The organism is Dysgonomonas termitidis (genome assembly GCF_054657735.1).
Genome location: NZ_BAAHYD010000002.1, coordinates 2,174,022 through 2,190,756 on the forward strand (window position 1 = coordinate 2,174,022; position 16,735 = coordinate 2,190,756).

Below are 16,735 nucleotides of genomic sequence, written 5' to 3' on the forward strand. Positions count from 1 at the left end.
ACTTATAACTTATAATTACCAAACGTGCTTGCAAACTTTATAACATGGACAATCATATTCTTTATCCTCTTTAGTTTCGGGGATATGCTGCTCGCGTTATATAATAGGATTTGCAAACGTGATGAAGAGTACAATCCTGTAGATAAACTGCTGCTCGGATTGTGTTTTCTTATTATACCCTTGTCGTTGTGGTCGTTGTGGCTGCCATCCAATCAGTTATTCTTAGTTGCCGTCTTTCTGGTTTCGCTAAACTATTGGGCTATCTGCCCCAGAAGGTTGTTTTATACCTATGATTATATTGTAAAGTCAACGAAAGGAGTTTTTTCCCCTTTTCAATCGGTACTTATAATCCTATTCCTACTGTTCTCTCTCTATTTCTTTACGTGGCAACAGGATGTGTATGATTCAGCATTTTACCATTTTCAAAATATCAGGTGGAATGAAGAATACGCAGTTGTGCCCGGAGTCGCAAATCTCGATGACAGGTTTGGCTTCAACTCCAATTACTTCCTGCTATGCGCTGTTTTTTCGTTTCGTTTTTTTCTGGGAGAGGCGATGTATCCGTTACAACCGCTGATTGTGACGGTTGCCGGATGTTGGATTTTATACGAACTGTTTATCTCCAGATACGAGGCAAAGCGCGTTGTCATATTATTATCATATATTCTGCTTTTTTGGATTTCTATCTACTTTCTCGGAAATACCTCTACGGATATATTGCCTAATTTTATTGTGTTTTATATCATTGCCCGGATTGTATTATACCCTAAACTGTTGAAAACGAATTGCCTGATTGGTATTGTGCTCCCGGTTTTTTTGCTTACATGTAAATTATCATTTTTCCCGATCGGGCTGATAAGTATTTATTTGTTGTATAACCTTTTCAGAGAGCGGAAATACAAGGTTATTTCATTTGTCGTTATTGCCGGGCTTTTCATATTGATTCCGTGGCTGATAAGGAATGTTGTGATTTCCGGCTATCTTATCTATCCGTTCTATCAGATAGATTTATTCTCTTTCGATTGGAAAGTTCCACGCGAAGTGGCTATAAGAGAAACGAATTATATATTCGATATCGGTTATTATTTTTTCAGGATTGCCCTGCGCTATCCGGGGGAGAGTGTCCGGGACCCATTGTTCATAAATATACTTACTGATGTAATATATTTACTGACCCTTTGCTCATTTATTCTCGCTTCTTATCTGATACTGAAAAAGAGAAAAAAAATTGGAATACATATATATTTACTGTATGTTGTTTTCTTTGTCTCTATTGTGGTCTGGGCTTTTGGAGGGCCTGATATACGATTTGTACCCGGTATATTGTGTGCTGTGATTTTTACGGGAGGGGTACTGTTGTATGAGAATAGGGATTATAAATTATATTTGCCGGGATTCAGTAAAACGTTACTTTGTGCTTTTATTCTTGGTATTGCCTTGTGGACGGGTAGCTGTTATTACGGCTTTTATCCGCAAATTAAAGAGTATGGCATCCATCCGTTCTCGCATCTGATGCTTAAACCTTATTCCATCACCGACCGGCAGAAAGCGCGAGGTATAGATATTACAGATGGGTTTTTGCCATATACCATTAATAATGAGCAAATCATATGGGTAAGTGAAGACCTGCCTTATGAGATGATACTTCCCGCCAGTATTGCAAGCCACTACGCCAAATTTATTCCTTTGGAATGCATTGAGGCCAGAGGATATAAGATACAGGATGGGTACAGGGTGAAGAAAATGTGCCAATAAAAGATAGATATGCAAATAATCTATTAATTCATTGGCATATCGGCATATTATAACATTCCCTCATTAAAAATTCCCCGTTTATTTTTGCTAATTCACTGATAATTTGTAATTTTGCGAGCCGATTATTACGAAATAAAACGTAAAAATTTGATTAACAAACGATTATCGCTTATCATATCTTAGCTCGATAAGCGGATGAAAGTTGAGTGAGTCAAAGAAAAAGTAATTAACCAAATTAATTTTTTAAGTAAGTGGATACTTTAAGTTATAAGACCATTTCAGCGAACAAAGCAACCGTACAAAAAGAATGGGTTGTGATTGACGCTACAGGCCAGACACTGGGACGCATGGCATCCAAAGTGGCAAAACTTCTGAGAGGGAAGTATAAACCAAGTTTTACCCCGCATGTAGACTGTGGCGATAATGTAATTATTATCAACGCGGACAAAGTGGTGTTGACTGGTAACAAATGGAACGACCGTGTTTATCTTAGATATACAGGCTATCCGGGTGGACAAAGAGAAGCTACTCCTGCCGTATTGATGGAAAAAGGAGCCGACCGCTTGGTGCATAAGGTAGTAAAAGGTATGTTGCCTAAGAATCGTCTTGGCGCAGCTCTTTTGAAAAATCTTTATGTATATGCAGGTACTGAGCACAAGCATGAAGCTCAACAACCGAAAACAATAGATATTAACGCTCTTAAATAATTATTAATGGAAGTAGTAAATGCAATAGGAAGACGTAAAGCTGCTATAGCTCGCGTATTCGTAAGCGAAGGAACCGGAAAAATAGTGATCAACAAACGTGAACTAGAGAATTACTTCCCTTCAACTATTCTTCAATATGTTGTAAAACAACCGCTAAACAAACTGGCAGTTGCTGAAAAGTACGACATCAAGATCAACCTGAACGGAGGTGGATACAAAGGACAGGCAGAAGCTGCACGTCTTGGTATCGCCCGCGCTTTGGTGAAGATCAACCCAGAAGATAAGTCTGCTCTCAGAGCTGAAGGATTTATGACTCGCGACCCACGTGTTGTAGAACGTAAAAAACCGGGACAACCAAAAGCAAGAAAAAGATTTCAGTTCTCAAAACGTTAATTTGGATATTATTTTACCCAATTACGCTTTCACGGCTACGGCCGCTTAAAAGTTACAGGTTGGTTAATATATGATGAGTCGGCCTCATCTCTTAAATTACGTTTAGTATCTAAATTGCCGGGACTTCTGAAAATGAGCTACCCGACAATTCGCTAACAGAAAAAGAAAGTAAACGATCAAAAAATTAAAAATGGCAAAATTAGAATTCGACCAATTATTAGACGCTGGTGTACACTTCGGTCACTTGAAAAGAAAGTGGAACCCGGCAATGGCTCCTTATATCTTTATGGAGCGCAATGGTATCCACATCATTGACCTATATAAAACAATAGCTAAGACCGAAGACGCAGCTGCTGCTATGAAGCAAATCGCTAAATCGGGCAAAAAAATATTGTTTGTTGCTACAAAGAAACAAGCAAAGCAAGTTGTTACAGACCTGGCCCTGTCAATAAATATGCCTTATGTGGTAGAGCGCTGGCCGGGTGGTATGTTGACAAACTTCCCTACAATCCGTAAGGCTGTGAAGAAGATGTCGACTATCGACAAAATGGTGAAAGACGGAACTTTCGATACTCTATCGAAAAGAGAAAGACTTCAGGTTACACGTCAACGTGCAAAACTTGAAAAAACATTAGGTTCTATTCAGGATCTTACCCGTCTTCCATCTGCACTATTCGTAGTGGACGTGATGAAAGAACACATCGCCGTAAGAGAAGCAAACCGTCTCGGAATACCTGTATTTGCAATGGTAGATACAAACTCTAATCCGGATGATATCGACTTCGTAATCCCTGCAAACGATGATGCTGCCAAATCTATCGAACTTATCCTCGGAAGCCTTTGCGATGCAATCAAAGAAGGTCTTGAGGAAAGAAAGATCGAAAAAGCAGATAGCGCAGCTGCTGAAGCTCAGGATGAAGAAGGTGCTCCAAGAAGAGAGCGCAAAGCGAAAGCCGGTGCAAAGAAACCTGTGGTTGAAAAAGAAGACCAGGAGGCTATCAATGCAGCTGTAGCAAGTAAATTTGCTAAAGGAGACGAAGAGTAAATAAAGTTTAATAGACTAAGAATTAGCCTCTAAGAGCATTCTTAGAGACTATTTCTTGGTCTTTTTTAATAGTTACAAGTTACAAAGTTACGAGTTACAAGTTTACTGTTGATTGGAAAATGACATACTCGTAAAATATATTGGAGACTTGTAACTCGTAACTGCCCAAAGGGCGAAGTAACTCGTAACTAATTATAAACCAAAAATAAAAGGAGAAAAACATGGCAATTTCTATGGCAGATATCCAACACTTGCGCAAAATGACAGGTGCAGGTATGATGGATTGTAAAAATGCTTTGACTGAAGCAGAAGGAGATTTTGATAAAGCAATCGAAATAATTCGTAAAAAAGGACAGGCTTTCGCTGCAAAACGTGAAGACCGTGATGCAACAGAAGGTTGCGTGTTGGCTGCAACAAACAGCGATTTCGCTGCGATAGTGGCAGTAAACTGCGAAACTGACTTTGTGGCAATGAACGGCGATTTCGTGGGAATGACTAAGTCGATACTTGATGCCGCACTGTCTAACAGACCTGCTGATATAGATACTCTGAAAACTATTAAAGTCGGCGATCGTACAATTGCTGAACTTGTAACAGACAGAATGGGCGTTACAGGTGAAAAAATGGAACTGAACGTGTATAAGCAAATCACTGCTCCTACAGTAGTGGCATATGTTCATCCGGGCAATAAGCTGGCGGCTATCGTTGGTTTCAATAAGCCAAATGTTGACGAACAGGTAGCTAAAGATATAGCTATGCAAATCGCTGCTATGAGTCCTGTTGCCCTTGTGGCGGAAGAAGTTTCGGAAGAAATCAAAGAAAGGGAACTCAAGATTGCCAGAGAAAAAGCGATTGAAGCCGGCAAACCTGAGAATCTGATCGACAGAATTGCTGAAGGCGCATTGCAGAAGTTCTATAAAGAATTTACACTTCTTCAACAGGAATTTGTGAAAAATCCTAAGCAAACAATTGCTCAATATCTTGCAGAACATGATAAAGAGCTTGCTGTTACAGGTTTCCAACGTTTTACGTTGAACGCTGAATAAGCAGGTTTAAGAAATAGATATAAAAAGTGCAGCCGTTACAGGTTGCACTTTTTTGTTTGGTTTCTTATTCTTATTTTTGATTATTGATAATCAATGTGAATACTATGAGATACCTGACGCAGATTTTACTATTAGTTCTTGTTATTGCTACTCTGACCGGTTGTGAAACGGTCGCCAATATGTTTTCATACAGATATGTTACAGTAGCATTTGTGGAAAGCCTTCTAAATGAGGAGTATGACAACGCTATTGATCAAATGACAGTGAATAGGAAAGACTTAGGTGAAGCTAATCTGGATACGCTGAAACTCGAATTGGCTGATTTTCGGTATCATATCGTAAAGAAATTCGGAACAGAGTTGGATTATACCTTTATGAAAGCTGAAAAAATGAGTTCGGCCTTAACCTCTGATCAAGCATCGTCTGCCGGGACTACGGATGTATACATTCAATTTTCAAATGAAGACTATTTCGGCGTTTTTAAGGTTTCTTTCGATGAGGGGTACGGAAAGATCAAGTTTATAAATGTACTTGATATCAAAAAGATCATTCCTTCTATGTTTTCATTCTGGCTGATAGGGTTCATTGCAATCTTGGTGCCTGTCCTTAATGTATATGCGATCGTACGGATAAAACGAAGTGATCTGAAAAGGAAATGGATAAAATACATTGCGGTTATTTGCCTGAATGTTCCCACAATAACATATTCCGCCATTAATGGTTTTTCATTTCAATTATTACAGTTTCAAGTGCTTTTCGGGTTTGGTTTTAGCCTTATGGGGTATCTGAACTGCGCATGGACAATAGGTGTACCTATAGGCGGATTGTTTTGGCTGTGGCGGCTGAATGAACGCAAGAGGCTCAGATACGAACCCGATACGGCATATACGGAGGATATAGAACAGAAATTTCCGTCCGAATAGGATTTTTTGTATAACAGTTTATCTATATACATAGCTGATAGCCTTTAGCTATTAGCTGATAGTTCTTTGAAAGGATAAGCGAGCGTCCTCAATTCCCCAAAAGGCAGGGCTGTTAAGTTCTACGTTTTATTCTGTTATTCTCTGCTGTCATCCTGAGTGAAACGAAGGATCTCTTTCGAGTTAAGAGATGTTTCACTTCGTTCAACATGACACAGAGGATATAAGAATGCAGAACTTAACAGCCCTGCCCCCAAGGGAGACTTATACAGAGGAAAAAAAGGAACAGATAAAAAATAGTGGAAAAAGTGTAACTTTTGTAACTTTTTTGATATAGTTACGAGTTACTTCGCCCTTCGGGCAGTTACGAGTTACGAGTAGACAAGATACGAGATACGAGTTGTTTACTGTTCACTGCTAACTGAAATAAGTGTTACTTTTGTTACCTTTTACCCCCCGCTGGCGCGAACTTCCAGTCCGTGTCTTGTTGACAGGGAAAAAATGTTTGCTACGCAACACACAGACGGGACGTCTGCGCGAGCGAGGGGCACCCTATTTTGTTTCACGCAAAGACGCAAAGGCGCAAAGTTTTTACATCTTGCGAGTTGTTGACTGCTAACAGATTACTGTTTACTGATTACTGTTTACTGTTGACTGATACACCTGTTACCTTTTAACCATATACAGTTAACAGATGTGAAAACTACAAAATGAAAATAATGGAAAAAGTGTCAGATATGTCAGGTTTTAACCAAATATAGTCAATAAATGTAAATTGCATAAATGATTAAAATTGCTTATTTTCGTTTACCCTAATTACAAATACCACTAGTATGAATAATCTGAAAATAATATTATCCCTGTTGTTTTTTGTGGGATGCCTGCATTTACCTGCGCAGCAGAAAACATATTGCAACCCGGTCAATCTGGATTATGGTTACGGGCCTATCCCAAGTTTTACAACATGGGGAAAGCACCGGTCTACAGCCGATCCTGCTATTGTCAATTATAAAGGGGACTACTATTTATTCTCCACCAACCAAACCGGATATTGGTGGAGCAGTGATATGCTGAACTGGAACTTCGTTTCAAGGAAATTCCTTACGCAAGAGGCTATAGATACTACTCCTAACAAATGGGATGACCTTTGTGCCCCGGCTGTTTGGGTACAAGGTGATTCGCTGTGTGTTTTCGGGTCAACCTATTCCCGGATTTTTCCTATATGGGTGAGTACCAGCCCTAAAGAGAATGAGTGGTCCAAGGCTGTAGAACATTTTGAAATCGGAGGCTGGGACCCGGCTTTCTTTGTAGATGACGACAAGCGCCTTTATATGTATAACGGTAGTAGCAATGTGTATCCTTTGTATGGTATTGAACTTGATAGGGCTACATTCCAGCCTGCAGGAACACGCAAGGAACTTTTGTTATTGGATGATGACCGTATCGGTTGGCATCGCTTTGGTGAACATATGGATAATACATTTCTAAAACCTTTTATGGAAGGAGCCTGGATGACTAAGCATAATGGAAAATATTATCTTCAGTGGGGTGGCCCGGGCACAGAATTCAGCCATTATGGAGATGGAGTCGCCGTAAGTAATAGTCCTTTAGGGTATTTTGAGCATGTCTCTTTACCTTTTAGTATGAAGGCCGGCGGGTTTATTCGCGGAGCAGGTCATGGTGCTACGTTTCAGGATAATAGCGGTAACTATTGGCATACATCTACAATGGTGATAAATGTGAAAAATAATTTTGAACGTCGTATCGGCATATGGCCTGCCGGATTCGATAAAGATGATGTAATGTATTGTAATACGGCTTTTGGGGACTATCCTCACTATTTGCCGGATGGAAAAGCGGCCGACCATCAGAAAAGCCGTTTTACGGGATGGATGTTACTCAATTATAAGAAGCCTGTTCAGGTATCCTCTGTTTTTGGAACGCATTATCCTAATAATATCGTCAACGAGGATATAAAAACATATTGGAGCGCCGGGACTGCCCGCAAGGGAGAATGGCTTATCTCCGATCTGGGCGAAGTATCGACCGTTTATGCCCTACAGATCAATTATGCAGATCAGGATGCTGAATTTTCAGGCAAGCAGCAAGGCATATATCATCAATATAAGATCTACTATTCATCAGATGGGAAAAAATGGGATGTTCTTATTGACAAGAGCAGGAATGACAAGGATGTGCCGCATGACTATGTAGAACTAGAAAGGCCTGTGAAAGCCAGATATCTGAAAATGGAGAACATTCATATGCCAACAGGTAAATTTGCAATATCGGGTTTCAGGGTGTTCGGGATAGGCTCCGGGCAGAAACCGGATAAGGTAGAGCAGTTTATGGCCTTTAGGTCGGATGTAACAGACAGGCGGAATGCCTGGTTGAAATGGAAGCCTGTGGACAAAGCCTATGCTTATAATATATATATAGGTCAGGAGCCGGATAAACTGTATAATTGTGTGATGGTATACGATGCGAATGAGTATTATTATCCGGGAATGGATAAAACCAAACCTTACTATTTCGCTATTGAAGCAATAAACGAGAATGGAATTTCAGAATTAACCAAAGCTGAGGCTCCATGATCTATAGCTTATATGAAATTTTAGAAGCACTGTATATAGAAAGAGGCAGAGACGAAATAGTATAAAAAATCAAGTTTTATGCAGGAAGGGCAACCTCAAGAATTATTAATTTTTCATTCTTCATTATTAATTGTTTTCTGTTACCTTTGTTACTTTTCTGGATACAATGACTGCAAAAAATATACAAAAAGAACTGGAATCATATTCAACACCGGAGAAGAAAGAATTTCTCCCGTACTTTTTCAAAACAGGAAAAGGACAATACGGTGAAGGTGACAGGTTTATCGGGGTTGTAGTACCTGATACCCGCAGGGTGGCTAAGAAATGTAAAGATATTCCATTCGCGGAAATTACCAAGCTATTGGAAAGTGAATATCATGAATGCCGTCTTTGCGCATTACTTATACTTGTAGAACGCTTCAAGAAGGCCAAAGAGGCGGAACGTAAAGAGATTTGTGATTATTATCTGTCGAAAACCAAATATATCAATAACTGGGACCTGGTAGATCTGAGCGCAAAAGATATAGTAGGGGAGTATCTTGTAGACAAAGACCGTTCGGTGCTTTATGGCTTGGCGGAGAGTAGCTTACTCTGGGATCAGCGTATTTCTATCCTGGCTACTTTCGCTTTTATCAGGCGTGGTGATCTGGATGATATATTTGCTTTATCTGAAAAGCTGTTGCGGCACGAGCATGATCTGATGCATAAAGCCATTGGCTGGATGCTGCGCGAAGCAGGGAAAAAAGATAAAGATCGATTGTGTTCATTTTTAGGTCTTTATCATAAAAAAATGCCGAGGACGATGTTACGCTATTCCATAGAGAAATTCCAGCCTGAAGAACGGGCGCATTATATGAAAAAATGATCAATTACCATTCACATACCTTATCCAATGGTTTGCGTATAGTGCATAAACCTATAGCTGGAAATGTCTCATACTGTGGCTTTATCGTAAATACCGGTACACGAGATGAGAACCCCGTGGAATATGGTATGGCTCACTTTGTAGAGCACATGTTGTTTAAGGGGACAACGAAACGCCGTTCACATCACATAATCAATCGTATGGAGCATGTAGGTGGAGAGCTGAATGCTTATACGAATAAGGAAGAGACCGTGGTGTATGCCATATTCATGGAACAGCATTTCGACCGGGCATTTGAACTGCTATCCGATATGACTTTTCACTCCCGGTTCCCTCAGCAGGAGATAGATAAGGAAGTGGAAGTAATTATTGATGAAATACATTCTTATGAAGATAATCCCTCGGAATTGATATTTGACGAATTTGAGAATCTTGTTTTTAATGGATCGCAGATGGGGCACAATATTCTGGGAGATCCGGATACACTATTAAGCTTTGATACACAGAAAGCCAGGGCTTTTGTTGACAGGTACTACGTGCCGTCCAATGCCGTTTTCTTTTCCTTAGGGAATACAAACTTTAAGAAAGTTGTATATCTTGCCGAAAAGTATTTGTCCGGTCTTCCCGGCACTGTATGTCCCAATGGGCGTATCGTCCCTGCGGGGATAAGGTTGGAAAACAGGACTGAAAATAAGGATACATCGCAGGTACACGCTCTGATAGGTTGTCGTTCATATTCATTGCTTGACCCTAACCGGAAAGTATTGAACCTGTTGAATAATATATTGGGAGGGCCGGGTATGAATAGCCGCCTGAATATTTCGCTTCGTGAGAAAAAAGGATATGTCTACAGTGTTGATTCTACTGCTACGGCTTATACCGACACAGGTATAGTATCTATATATTTCGGATGCGACAAGCGCAATGCGGACAAATGTGTTGATCTGGTTCATAAGGAACTGAAGAAAATAAAGACAGAGAAGCTGAGTACATCGCAATTATCGATAGCTAAAAAGCAATTGATAGGACAGATCGGTGTAATGAGTGATAACCATGAAAATATGGCGTTGTCGCTTGGAAAGAGTTTCTTTCATTACAATCATTATAATACACTTGAAGAAACGTTTCGCAAGATCGAATCCATAACAGCGGAACAAATACAGGATGTGGGGAATGAAATTTTTGAGGAAAACAGGCTCTTTAGTTTATTATATAATTAATTCTTTTACCTTTGTGATACGATATAAGCTTTATGAAAACAGTATCTAGAATATTTTTACTTGCCGGTTTATTAGTTTTGGCATCTTCCGTAGTGAATGCCCAGACTATAAGGAAGCGCTTTACCGCGGATCTCCTGTTTGGGTTCAACTTTGCTTCCATGGATATCAAAGGTGCTAATATGTATAAAGAACCTAAGGTTGGTTTCACAATAGGTACTAATATCAATTTCAAGATATTGCATAATATTCAGATACAATCAGGACTTTATGTAACAAAGAAAGGTCTCAGGCAGCATATCAGGAGGAGCGAATATAATACAGGTATGGATATTGAGTATTATGGTGATACTCTGCGCAATACAGCAGCTGACTATCTGCAGGTTCCACTGTGTTTGGGCTATGAGGTGTATCTTTCGAAGCATTTTGCGATCAACCTTAATGCCGGCGGTTACGTTGCATATGGTTTTAAGGGAAAGAACAGGGGCGAAGCTTATGCAACAACGATTAAGAACGGTGTTGTGCAAGGTACGCAAATAACAATACCTTCTTACGAAGAAGAAACATTTGCTTTACGAAAATGGAATAGGCTGGATTATGGTGTTTTAGGCAGGGTTGGGTTGATATATGATATATGGACGATAAACCTGACCTATGAATACGGCTTTCATAATATAGCCGATGACGGACGGGATTTACGGAACCGTAATATGTCGGTAGCTTTGGGCTTTCGTTTTTAGGAAGGCGTGTAGCTAATCGGAAGACTCTTCTTTCTTATTCGGAACCTTATAATACTGCAGGCCGGAACTTTTAACCGGGCATTTTGTTCTATATTTACAGGATAACCCTCAAAAATAGTATAGATATGGAAGATTTGGTAAAGAGACTTCAGACCGAAGTTGGACTGACAGAGGAAGAGGCTATTAAGTCTATATCTGTAGTAAAAGACTATATGGATAAGGAAGGTCTTGATATAGATTGGGAAAAGTTCTTTAAAGGTAAGAGCGAAGATTTTATAGAGAAGGCCCGGCTATTATTTGCAAATGTATCTAAGCAAACCCAAAGCTATACAGATAAGATAGTGGATAAAGTAGATAGCTTTGCCGATAAGGCTAAGAAAAGTGCGCAAGACCTAGCCAGAAAGCAGCAGACTTCTTCGGTGAGAAATAGCCGTACTCAGATAAAGGCTTGGCTATTACAATTATTTATCCTCCCTTTTCTTTTCTGTGGTTTGTTTGGGGTTCAGAGCGTCCAGTATTAGCTGATCGTATTCGTAAGTGTCATCGGCATAATACAATAGCTTATCATCAGGATACATAAAAGCAGTATAGTAATCAATGGATAAGGATATCTTATCTTCTTTATCAATATTGATAATATCAGGCAGTTTCTTTAGCTTTTGCTCTTTAAGCAGTTTTTTGCCATCATCGGATATAGGTTGCTTATTTATACTGTGGTATAGCCGATCCTTATAGATCTCGGTTACGGGTGACACACAGAAAAATGCAAGCTCGAACGGTTTCTGCACTCTCACACAGCCATGACTGACAGCCCTGTCTTTCCTGTTGAACGCCAACTTGCTAGGCGTGTCGTGGAGGTACACAGAGAATGCATTATTGAACATGAACTTAATCAGACCAAGAGAATTACCCCCTCCCGGATCTTGTTTGATGGTATAGGAAAACTTACTGGGGTCGACATTCTTCCAGTCTATCGACGACACATCTACTTCTTTGCCTCTTTTGTACAGTTTCATATTATGCCGTTCGATATATGTAGGGTCTTTCTTTTGTAATACTGCAACCTCTTTCTGAGCTATACTTGTTGGTATATTCCATACCGGATTAAGATTAATATAGCTGATATCACTTTGCAGGAGGGGCGTCTTGTTTTTTACAGAACCAACGCATACTCTCGATACCAAAGGGAGGCTGTCACCACTTGTATTACTAGCAACCAACATGGCCGCAGCTACATTCACTTCTATATGCTTATTGCGTCTGGTTTTGGTCCGCCTCCAGCGATACCGTTCCATATTGGCCCGTATCTTCGCCTGATAATAGTCCAAAGGCCTGTTTAGTGCGCTGATCGTCAATTTGCCGATCTCGGCTTCTTCCGGATATGAATTTCTACGTCTGAAAGTATTTATTGCAACAAGTAGCTCTTCATCGAGTCTCATCTGGAGGCTGTCGCTACTGATCGAATCAGGTGCATATTCTCCGGTCAGTATAAGCCTGTTTGCAATATCTTTGATGTGCTTGTTCTTATCTCCCAGCTTATAAGTCGCATCACCGGATGCTATCTCTTTAAACCCTGCCTCTTTCCTTTTTTTGAGGAGTTTGTATTCTTCCGATAATTTCAGATAAACTTCTTCTGTTGGCTGAGAATTGAGTAAGGCGGAAATCGGATCTTTCATTATTTCAGTATATACATCCTCATAGAATAAGGAGTCCGGGACGGAGGTAATTATATCATAATCTTTTTGATATAGGTTCCTAGGATTGACGAATCCGTATTTCATCCCGGTAATATACCTGATGGCAGATTTCGTCGAAGTCTCTTCTATATCCAGCATTATCTTATATACTGTATCCAGATTGTTTACGAAGATACCTGAGTCTATGGCATCTGTCATAGATTTGATTTTTGAAGAAGAAAACATCTCGGGGGATAACCCATGTTCTTCTGCCTGGTTCAAAATATCAATAAATGTATACAATCTTTTAGTATCCAGTGTATCATGTATCCATACCGGATTAAATCCCGTCACTGTATATATAGGCTTCAGGATAGAATCCTGATCTGTATGAGCTTTTAATGACTCTTGCAATACCCTGAAATCAAATTCCGGATAATTTTGAGCAAACTTGGATTGGAGGACTTCTTTCTTGTCAGATTCACTGACTTTTGTATGCTCTTTCCTTTTACAGCTTGTTATAAGAAATGAGAATATAAGGAAAGTGATGAACCATATAAAATATTTCATGCAGGTTATTAATGTGCCAGGTGTGTAATTCGTTCGATTATTATTTGACACAAAAATAATAAAACTTTATAATATGACAATATATAAAATCGGCTTAACAAAGCAAAGTTTTCATTATACTATGTGGAATAGTGATTCAACGATTTTGAAAACGCCAATATTGCCGCTTTCCATTTTTAACCTTTCCTCCCCCAAAAAAGGTGCAAAAAAGTATTATATACAGATAAAAAATTACTTGACAATCTTCTGTAAACGCAATACTTTTACAACCAACAATTTAATAGTTAAAGCGATCTAAATAGTATGACCATGAAAATGTATAGGTATATGGGGTTGATCACAGTATTCTTATTTACTGTATGCCAAATTTACGCCCGGGAAAAAGAACCGGCTAAATGCCCGGTTTATCCGACCGACCTTAAGTGTGAATATCTGAAAAATCCAATAGGACTAGATGTTTTCACTCCGCGTTTAAGTTGGAAATTGACCACACGCAACATTGAGGCCAGAGGACAAAAACAACACTCGTTCCAGATTATAGTAGCAACTTCCGAAGCTGTATTGCAGCAAGGTAAAGCCGATCTATGGGACTCGGGGACCGTGAAGTCCGATGAATCCGTAAACATCATCTATAATGGGAAAAAACTGAACGAAGGACAGCAATGCTTCTGGACAGTACGCGTATGTGACGAGCATAATCATTGGTCGGCATGGAGTGAACCGTCTTTCTGGACTATGGGGATCACTCAAAACAGTTGGAAAGGTAAATGGATTGGAGCAAACGGATTAGATTTAGATAAACAAAACGAGGGATCTATTTCGATGCGGAGAGCTGATCCTTGGATAAGGAAGAATCTTGAGCTGGCAGAAAAACCAGAGAAAGCTGTGATCTATGTAGCATCGGTAGGTTACCACGAATTATACGTGAACGGAAAGAAAATAGGCGACAAGGTATTAATGCCATCGGTGAGCGATCATAAAAGACGGGCGCGCTATATAACTTATGATATCGCCAAGGAGTTGGAAAAAGGTGACAATGTGATTGCCTTGTGGCTGGGGACTTCATGGTCTATTTTTCCAGCTTATCAGACTGATGATAAACCCAATGCACCCCTCACATTAGTTCAGGCAGAAATAACTTTTCAGGACAACAGACCCATGCAAATCGTGTCCGACGAGAGTTGGAAAACACATCCAAGCCCGAACACCTTGTTGGGGTATTGGGAAGCGCATCATTTTGCGGGAGAGGAATATGATAGCTCCAAAGAGATAGACGGCTGGAATAAACCCGGGTACGACGATTCTGATTGGAAACCGGCTTCGGTGTTCAGTCCAAACTTGCTTGTGTCTGCGGATAAAACAGAACCAAATCGTTTGATAAAAGAAATCAGGCCGGTGGCTATTGAGGAGATAGAAGCAGGTATCTACCGTATAGATATGGGAGTGAATTTTGTAGGATGGCTGGAAATGACTGTAACAGGAAGTCCGGGAGATATGGTAACATTTCATTTCTCGGAGCGCGAAAAAGAAAGCTCTAGCTATGGACTACACAGTATTTACAAAGTAGGCGAGTCGGGTATAGGGGTATTCTGTAACAAATTCAATTACATGTCCGGACGTTGGATAAAGGTGTCGGGCATTAAGCACAAACCTAGGCTAGAAGATATAAAAGGGTTTTTAATACGTCCCGATTTTGAGCGGATAGGGCAGTTTAAGTGCGACCAACCATTGATGAACGATATTTATGATGCGACTCTCTGGAGTTTCGAGAATTTGAGCTTGGGAAATTATGTAGTAGACTGCCCACATCGCGAGCGTCGCGGATATGGTGGCGATGCCTTGGCTACTACACGTCCGGCAATGGGAAACTACTCATTGGGGGCATTCTATACCAAGTGGATGGAGGACTGGCGCGACGTACAGCAAGCTGACGGAAATGTACCGTATACCGCCCCCACACATGTAGGCGGAGGCGGCCCGTCGTGGAGTGGATATTGTATTACGTTGCCTTGGAATATGTACAGGCAGTATGGTGACAAGCGGGTGTTGGAAGAGAGCTTTCCTACCATAGAGCGTTGGCTGGCTTTTGTTGAAACCAAATCGGCAGGCAATATGCTGGTTCGATGGGGAGGGAAATGGAGTTTCTTGGGCGACTGGCTATGGCCACAGGCATGGGACGAAAGATCGAGAATGGAAACACAGGGGAAAGCTCTGGGTGACACCGATGAAACTCTCTTTTTTAACAATTGCCATTGGGTTTACAGTTTGGATTTGGCTGCAAATATTGCTGAGATCATAGGCAATGGTGTGAAAGCAAGAACATATAGGACACGTGCCGATGAGGTAAGAAAGACCCTACACCAAAAGTTTTTTAATGTATCGGACAATAGCTATGTAAATGGATATCCTGCCTATTTGGCAATGGCTTTGAATACCAATATCCCGCCCGTAGAATTAAAAGATAAAGTTTGGAAACGCTTAGAGCATGAGATTATGGTAACACGCGAAGGACATTTTTGGGGAGGGATTACCGCAGGTTCGTTCTTGTTCTTTACATTAATGGATAATGAGAAAAATGACTGGTTGTACACGATGATTGGCAAGGAAGATTTCCCCGGTTGGGGTAATATGCTGAAACACAATTTAGGCACTTTCTTCGAAGATTGGGAATGCCGTGGCTCGGCAATACATAGCTCTTATTTGTATGTAGGCAGTTGGTTTATAGAAAATCTGGGTGGAATTAAGCAACCTCGGGCTGGCTTTAAGCAATTTACCATAGACCCGTGGATAAATCAGACACATGCCCCACAGGAAGTGGCTGCCAGTTACAACTCGCTATATGGCGATGTTGTTTCCAATTGGCATAAAAAAGACGGAAAACTGCAAATGGAAGTAACAATTCCGCCAAATACCACAGCTCTTCTATATCTGCGCGGGGTGGATGCAAACAGTGTGAAAGAGAATAACCAACCACTGAAAGGCACAAAAGGTATTGCCATCGATGTTCAAAAAAACGAATACACCAGCTTACGCTTGATGGCGGGCCGCTACAAATTTTCGGCTAGAATGGCCGGTGAATAAACTGAACTGGAATAATATCTGGCTTTTAGTATGTCTTTCTCTTCCAATATTTCAGTGTGGTTAAGAATATAAGAAACAAGGCCTCCGAGAGCTCTGTAAAGAAGGATTTTCGAAATAAATGTGACC

The 16,735-nt window shown here is 40.4% G+C and carries 13 protein-coding genes; 12 read left to right on the forward strand and 1 reads right to left on the reverse strand.

Going from position 1 to position 16,735, the window contains the following annotated elements; genetic code table 11:
- The first annotated feature begins 24 nt into the window (after positions 1–24).
- The 11 genes from ACYQ3L_RS13205 (at position 25) to ACYQ3L_RS13255 (ending at position 11,803) form a co-directional block, all read left to right on the forward strand.
- On the forward strand, positions 25–1,755 hold the full coding sequence (locus tag ACYQ3L_RS13205; RefSeq protein WP_379999279.1) for an LIC_10190 family membrane protein: 1,731 nt from the start codon (positions 25–27) through the stop codon (positions 1,753–1,755).
- Positions 1,756–2,006: 251 nt separating this feature from the next.
- Positions 2,007–2,462 (forward strand): 50S ribosomal protein L13, encoded by a 456-nt coding sequence (gene rplM, locus ACYQ3L_RS13210; RefSeq protein WP_379999281.1) that lies wholly within the window; start codon positions 2,007–2,009, stop codon positions 2,460–2,462.
- Between the two features lie 6 nt (positions 2,463–2,468).
- Positions 2,469–2,855: a 30S ribosomal protein S9 gene (gene rpsI / locus ACYQ3L_RS13215; RefSeq protein WP_379999283.1), complete on the forward strand. Its 387-nt coding sequence runs from the start codon at positions 2,469–2,471 to the stop codon at positions 2,853–2,855.
- A gap of 190 nt (positions 2,856–3,045) precedes the next feature.
- Positions 3,046–3,900, forward strand: coding sequence for a 30S ribosomal protein S2 (gene rpsB / locus ACYQ3L_RS13220; protein ID WP_194225583.1), 855 nt, complete (start codon positions 3,046–3,048; stop codon positions 3,898–3,900).
- Positions 3,901–4,121: 221 nt separating this feature from the next.
- Positions 4,122–4,946 carry a translation elongation factor Ts gene (tsf, locus tag ACYQ3L_RS13225; RefSeq protein WP_379999285.1) on the forward strand — a complete coding sequence of 275 codons (825 nt, stop codon included), beginning with the start codon at positions 4,122–4,124 and terminating at the stop codon, positions 4,944–4,946.
- A 104-nt stretch (positions 4,947–5,050) separates the two neighbouring features.
- On the forward strand, positions 5,051–5,869 hold the full coding sequence (locus ACYQ3L_RS13230) for a hypothetical protein (RefSeq protein WP_379999287.1): 819 nt from the start codon (positions 5,051–5,053) through the stop codon (positions 5,867–5,869).
- 830 nt (positions 5,870–6,699) lie between these two features.
- Positions 6,700–8,460 carry a family 43 glycosylhydrolase gene (locus ACYQ3L_RS13235; protein WP_379999289.1) on the forward strand — a complete coding sequence of 587 codons (1,761 nt, stop codon included), beginning with the start codon at positions 6,700–6,702 and terminating at the stop codon, positions 8,458–8,460.
- Between the two features lie 166 nt (positions 8,461–8,626).
- Complete coding sequence (locus ACYQ3L_RS13240; RefSeq protein WP_379999291.1) at positions 8,627–9,325, forward strand: DNA alkylation repair protein; 699 nt, start codon at positions 8,627–8,629, stop codon at positions 9,323–9,325.
- On the forward strand, positions 9,322–10,545 hold the full coding sequence (locus ACYQ3L_RS13245; RefSeq protein WP_379999293.1) for a M16 family metallopeptidase: 1,224 nt from the start codon (positions 9,322–9,324) through the stop codon (positions 10,543–10,545). The genes ACYQ3L_RS13240 and ACYQ3L_RS13245 overlap by 4 nt, the downstream gene beginning before the upstream one ends.
- A 32-nt stretch (positions 10,546–10,577) precedes the next feature.
- Positions 10,578–11,282 carry a porin family protein gene (locus ACYQ3L_RS13250; RefSeq protein ID WP_379999295.1) on the forward strand — a complete coding sequence of 235 codons (705 nt, stop codon included), beginning with the start codon at positions 10,578–10,580 and terminating at the stop codon, positions 11,280–11,282.
- Between the two features lie 125 nt (positions 11,283–11,407).
- Positions 11,408–11,803, forward strand: a complete 396-nt coding sequence (locus ACYQ3L_RS13255; protein ID WP_379999297.1) for a hypothetical protein — start codon at positions 11,408–11,410, stop codon at positions 11,801–11,803.
- Here ACYQ3L_RS13255 and ACYQ3L_RS13260 read toward each other — a convergent pair.
- Positions 11,744–13,528 carry a L,D-transpeptidase family protein gene (locus ACYQ3L_RS13260; protein WP_379999299.1) on the reverse strand — a complete coding sequence of 595 codons (1,785 nt, stop codon included), beginning with the start codon at positions 13,526–13,528 and terminating at the stop codon, positions 11,744–11,746. The two genes, ACYQ3L_RS13255 and ACYQ3L_RS13260, sit on opposite strands and share 60 nt — an antisense overlap.
- A 309-nt stretch (positions 13,529–13,837) precedes the next feature.
- Here ACYQ3L_RS13260 and ACYQ3L_RS13265 point away from each other — a divergent pair, with 309 nt between their 5' ends.
- The gene (locus ACYQ3L_RS13265; protein WP_379999301.1) at positions 13,838–16,609 is read left to right on the forward strand and encodes a family 78 glycoside hydrolase catalytic domain; all 2,772 of its coding nucleotides are present in this window, start codon (positions 13,838–13,840) and stop codon (positions 16,607–16,609) included.
- Positions 16,610–16,735 lie beyond the last annotated feature (126 nt).

Excerpts from the sequence above, each read along its gene's own strand:
- ACYQ3L_RS13245 (WP_379999293.1), top strand. The coding sequence starts at position 9,322 with ATGATCAATTACCATTCACATACCTTATCCAATGGTTTGCGTATAGTG.
- ACYQ3L_RS13260 (WP_379999299.1), bottom strand. The coding sequence starts at position 13,528 with ATGAAATATTTTATATGGTTCATCACTTTCCTTATATTCTCATTTCTT.
- ACYQ3L_RS13255 (WP_379999297.1), top strand. The coding sequence starts at position 11,408 with ATGGAAGATTTGGTAAAGAGACTTCAGACCGAAGTTGGACTGACAGAG.
- ACYQ3L_RS13240 (WP_379999291.1), top strand. The coding sequence starts at position 8,627 with ATGACTGCAAAAAATATACAAAAAGAACTGGAATCATATTCAACACCG.
- ACYQ3L_RS13250 (WP_379999295.1), top strand. The coding sequence starts at position 10,578 with ATGAAAACAGTATCTAGAATATTTTTACTTGCCGGTTTATTAGTTTTG.
- rpsI (WP_379999283.1), top strand. The coding sequence starts at position 2,469 with ATGGAAGTAGTAAATGCAATAGGAAGACGTAAAGCTGCTATAGCTCGC.
- tsf (WP_379999285.1), top strand. The coding sequence starts at position 4,122 with ATGGCAATTTCTATGGCAGATATCCAACACTTGCGCAAAATGACAGGT.
- ACYQ3L_RS13230 (WP_379999287.1), top strand. The coding sequence starts at position 5,051 with ATGAGATACCTGACGCAGATTTTACTATTAGTTCTTGTTATTGCTACT.
- rpsB (WP_194225583.1), top strand. The coding sequence starts at position 3,046 with ATGGCAAAATTAGAATTCGACCAATTATTAGACGCTGGTGTACACTTC.
- ACYQ3L_RS13265 (WP_379999301.1), top strand. The coding sequence starts at position 13,838 with ATGAAAATGTATAGGTATATGGGGTTGATCACAGTATTCTTATTTACT.
- ACYQ3L_RS13235 (WP_379999289.1), top strand. The coding sequence starts at position 6,700 with ATGAATAATCTGAAAATAATATTATCCCTGTTGTTTTTTGTGGGATGC.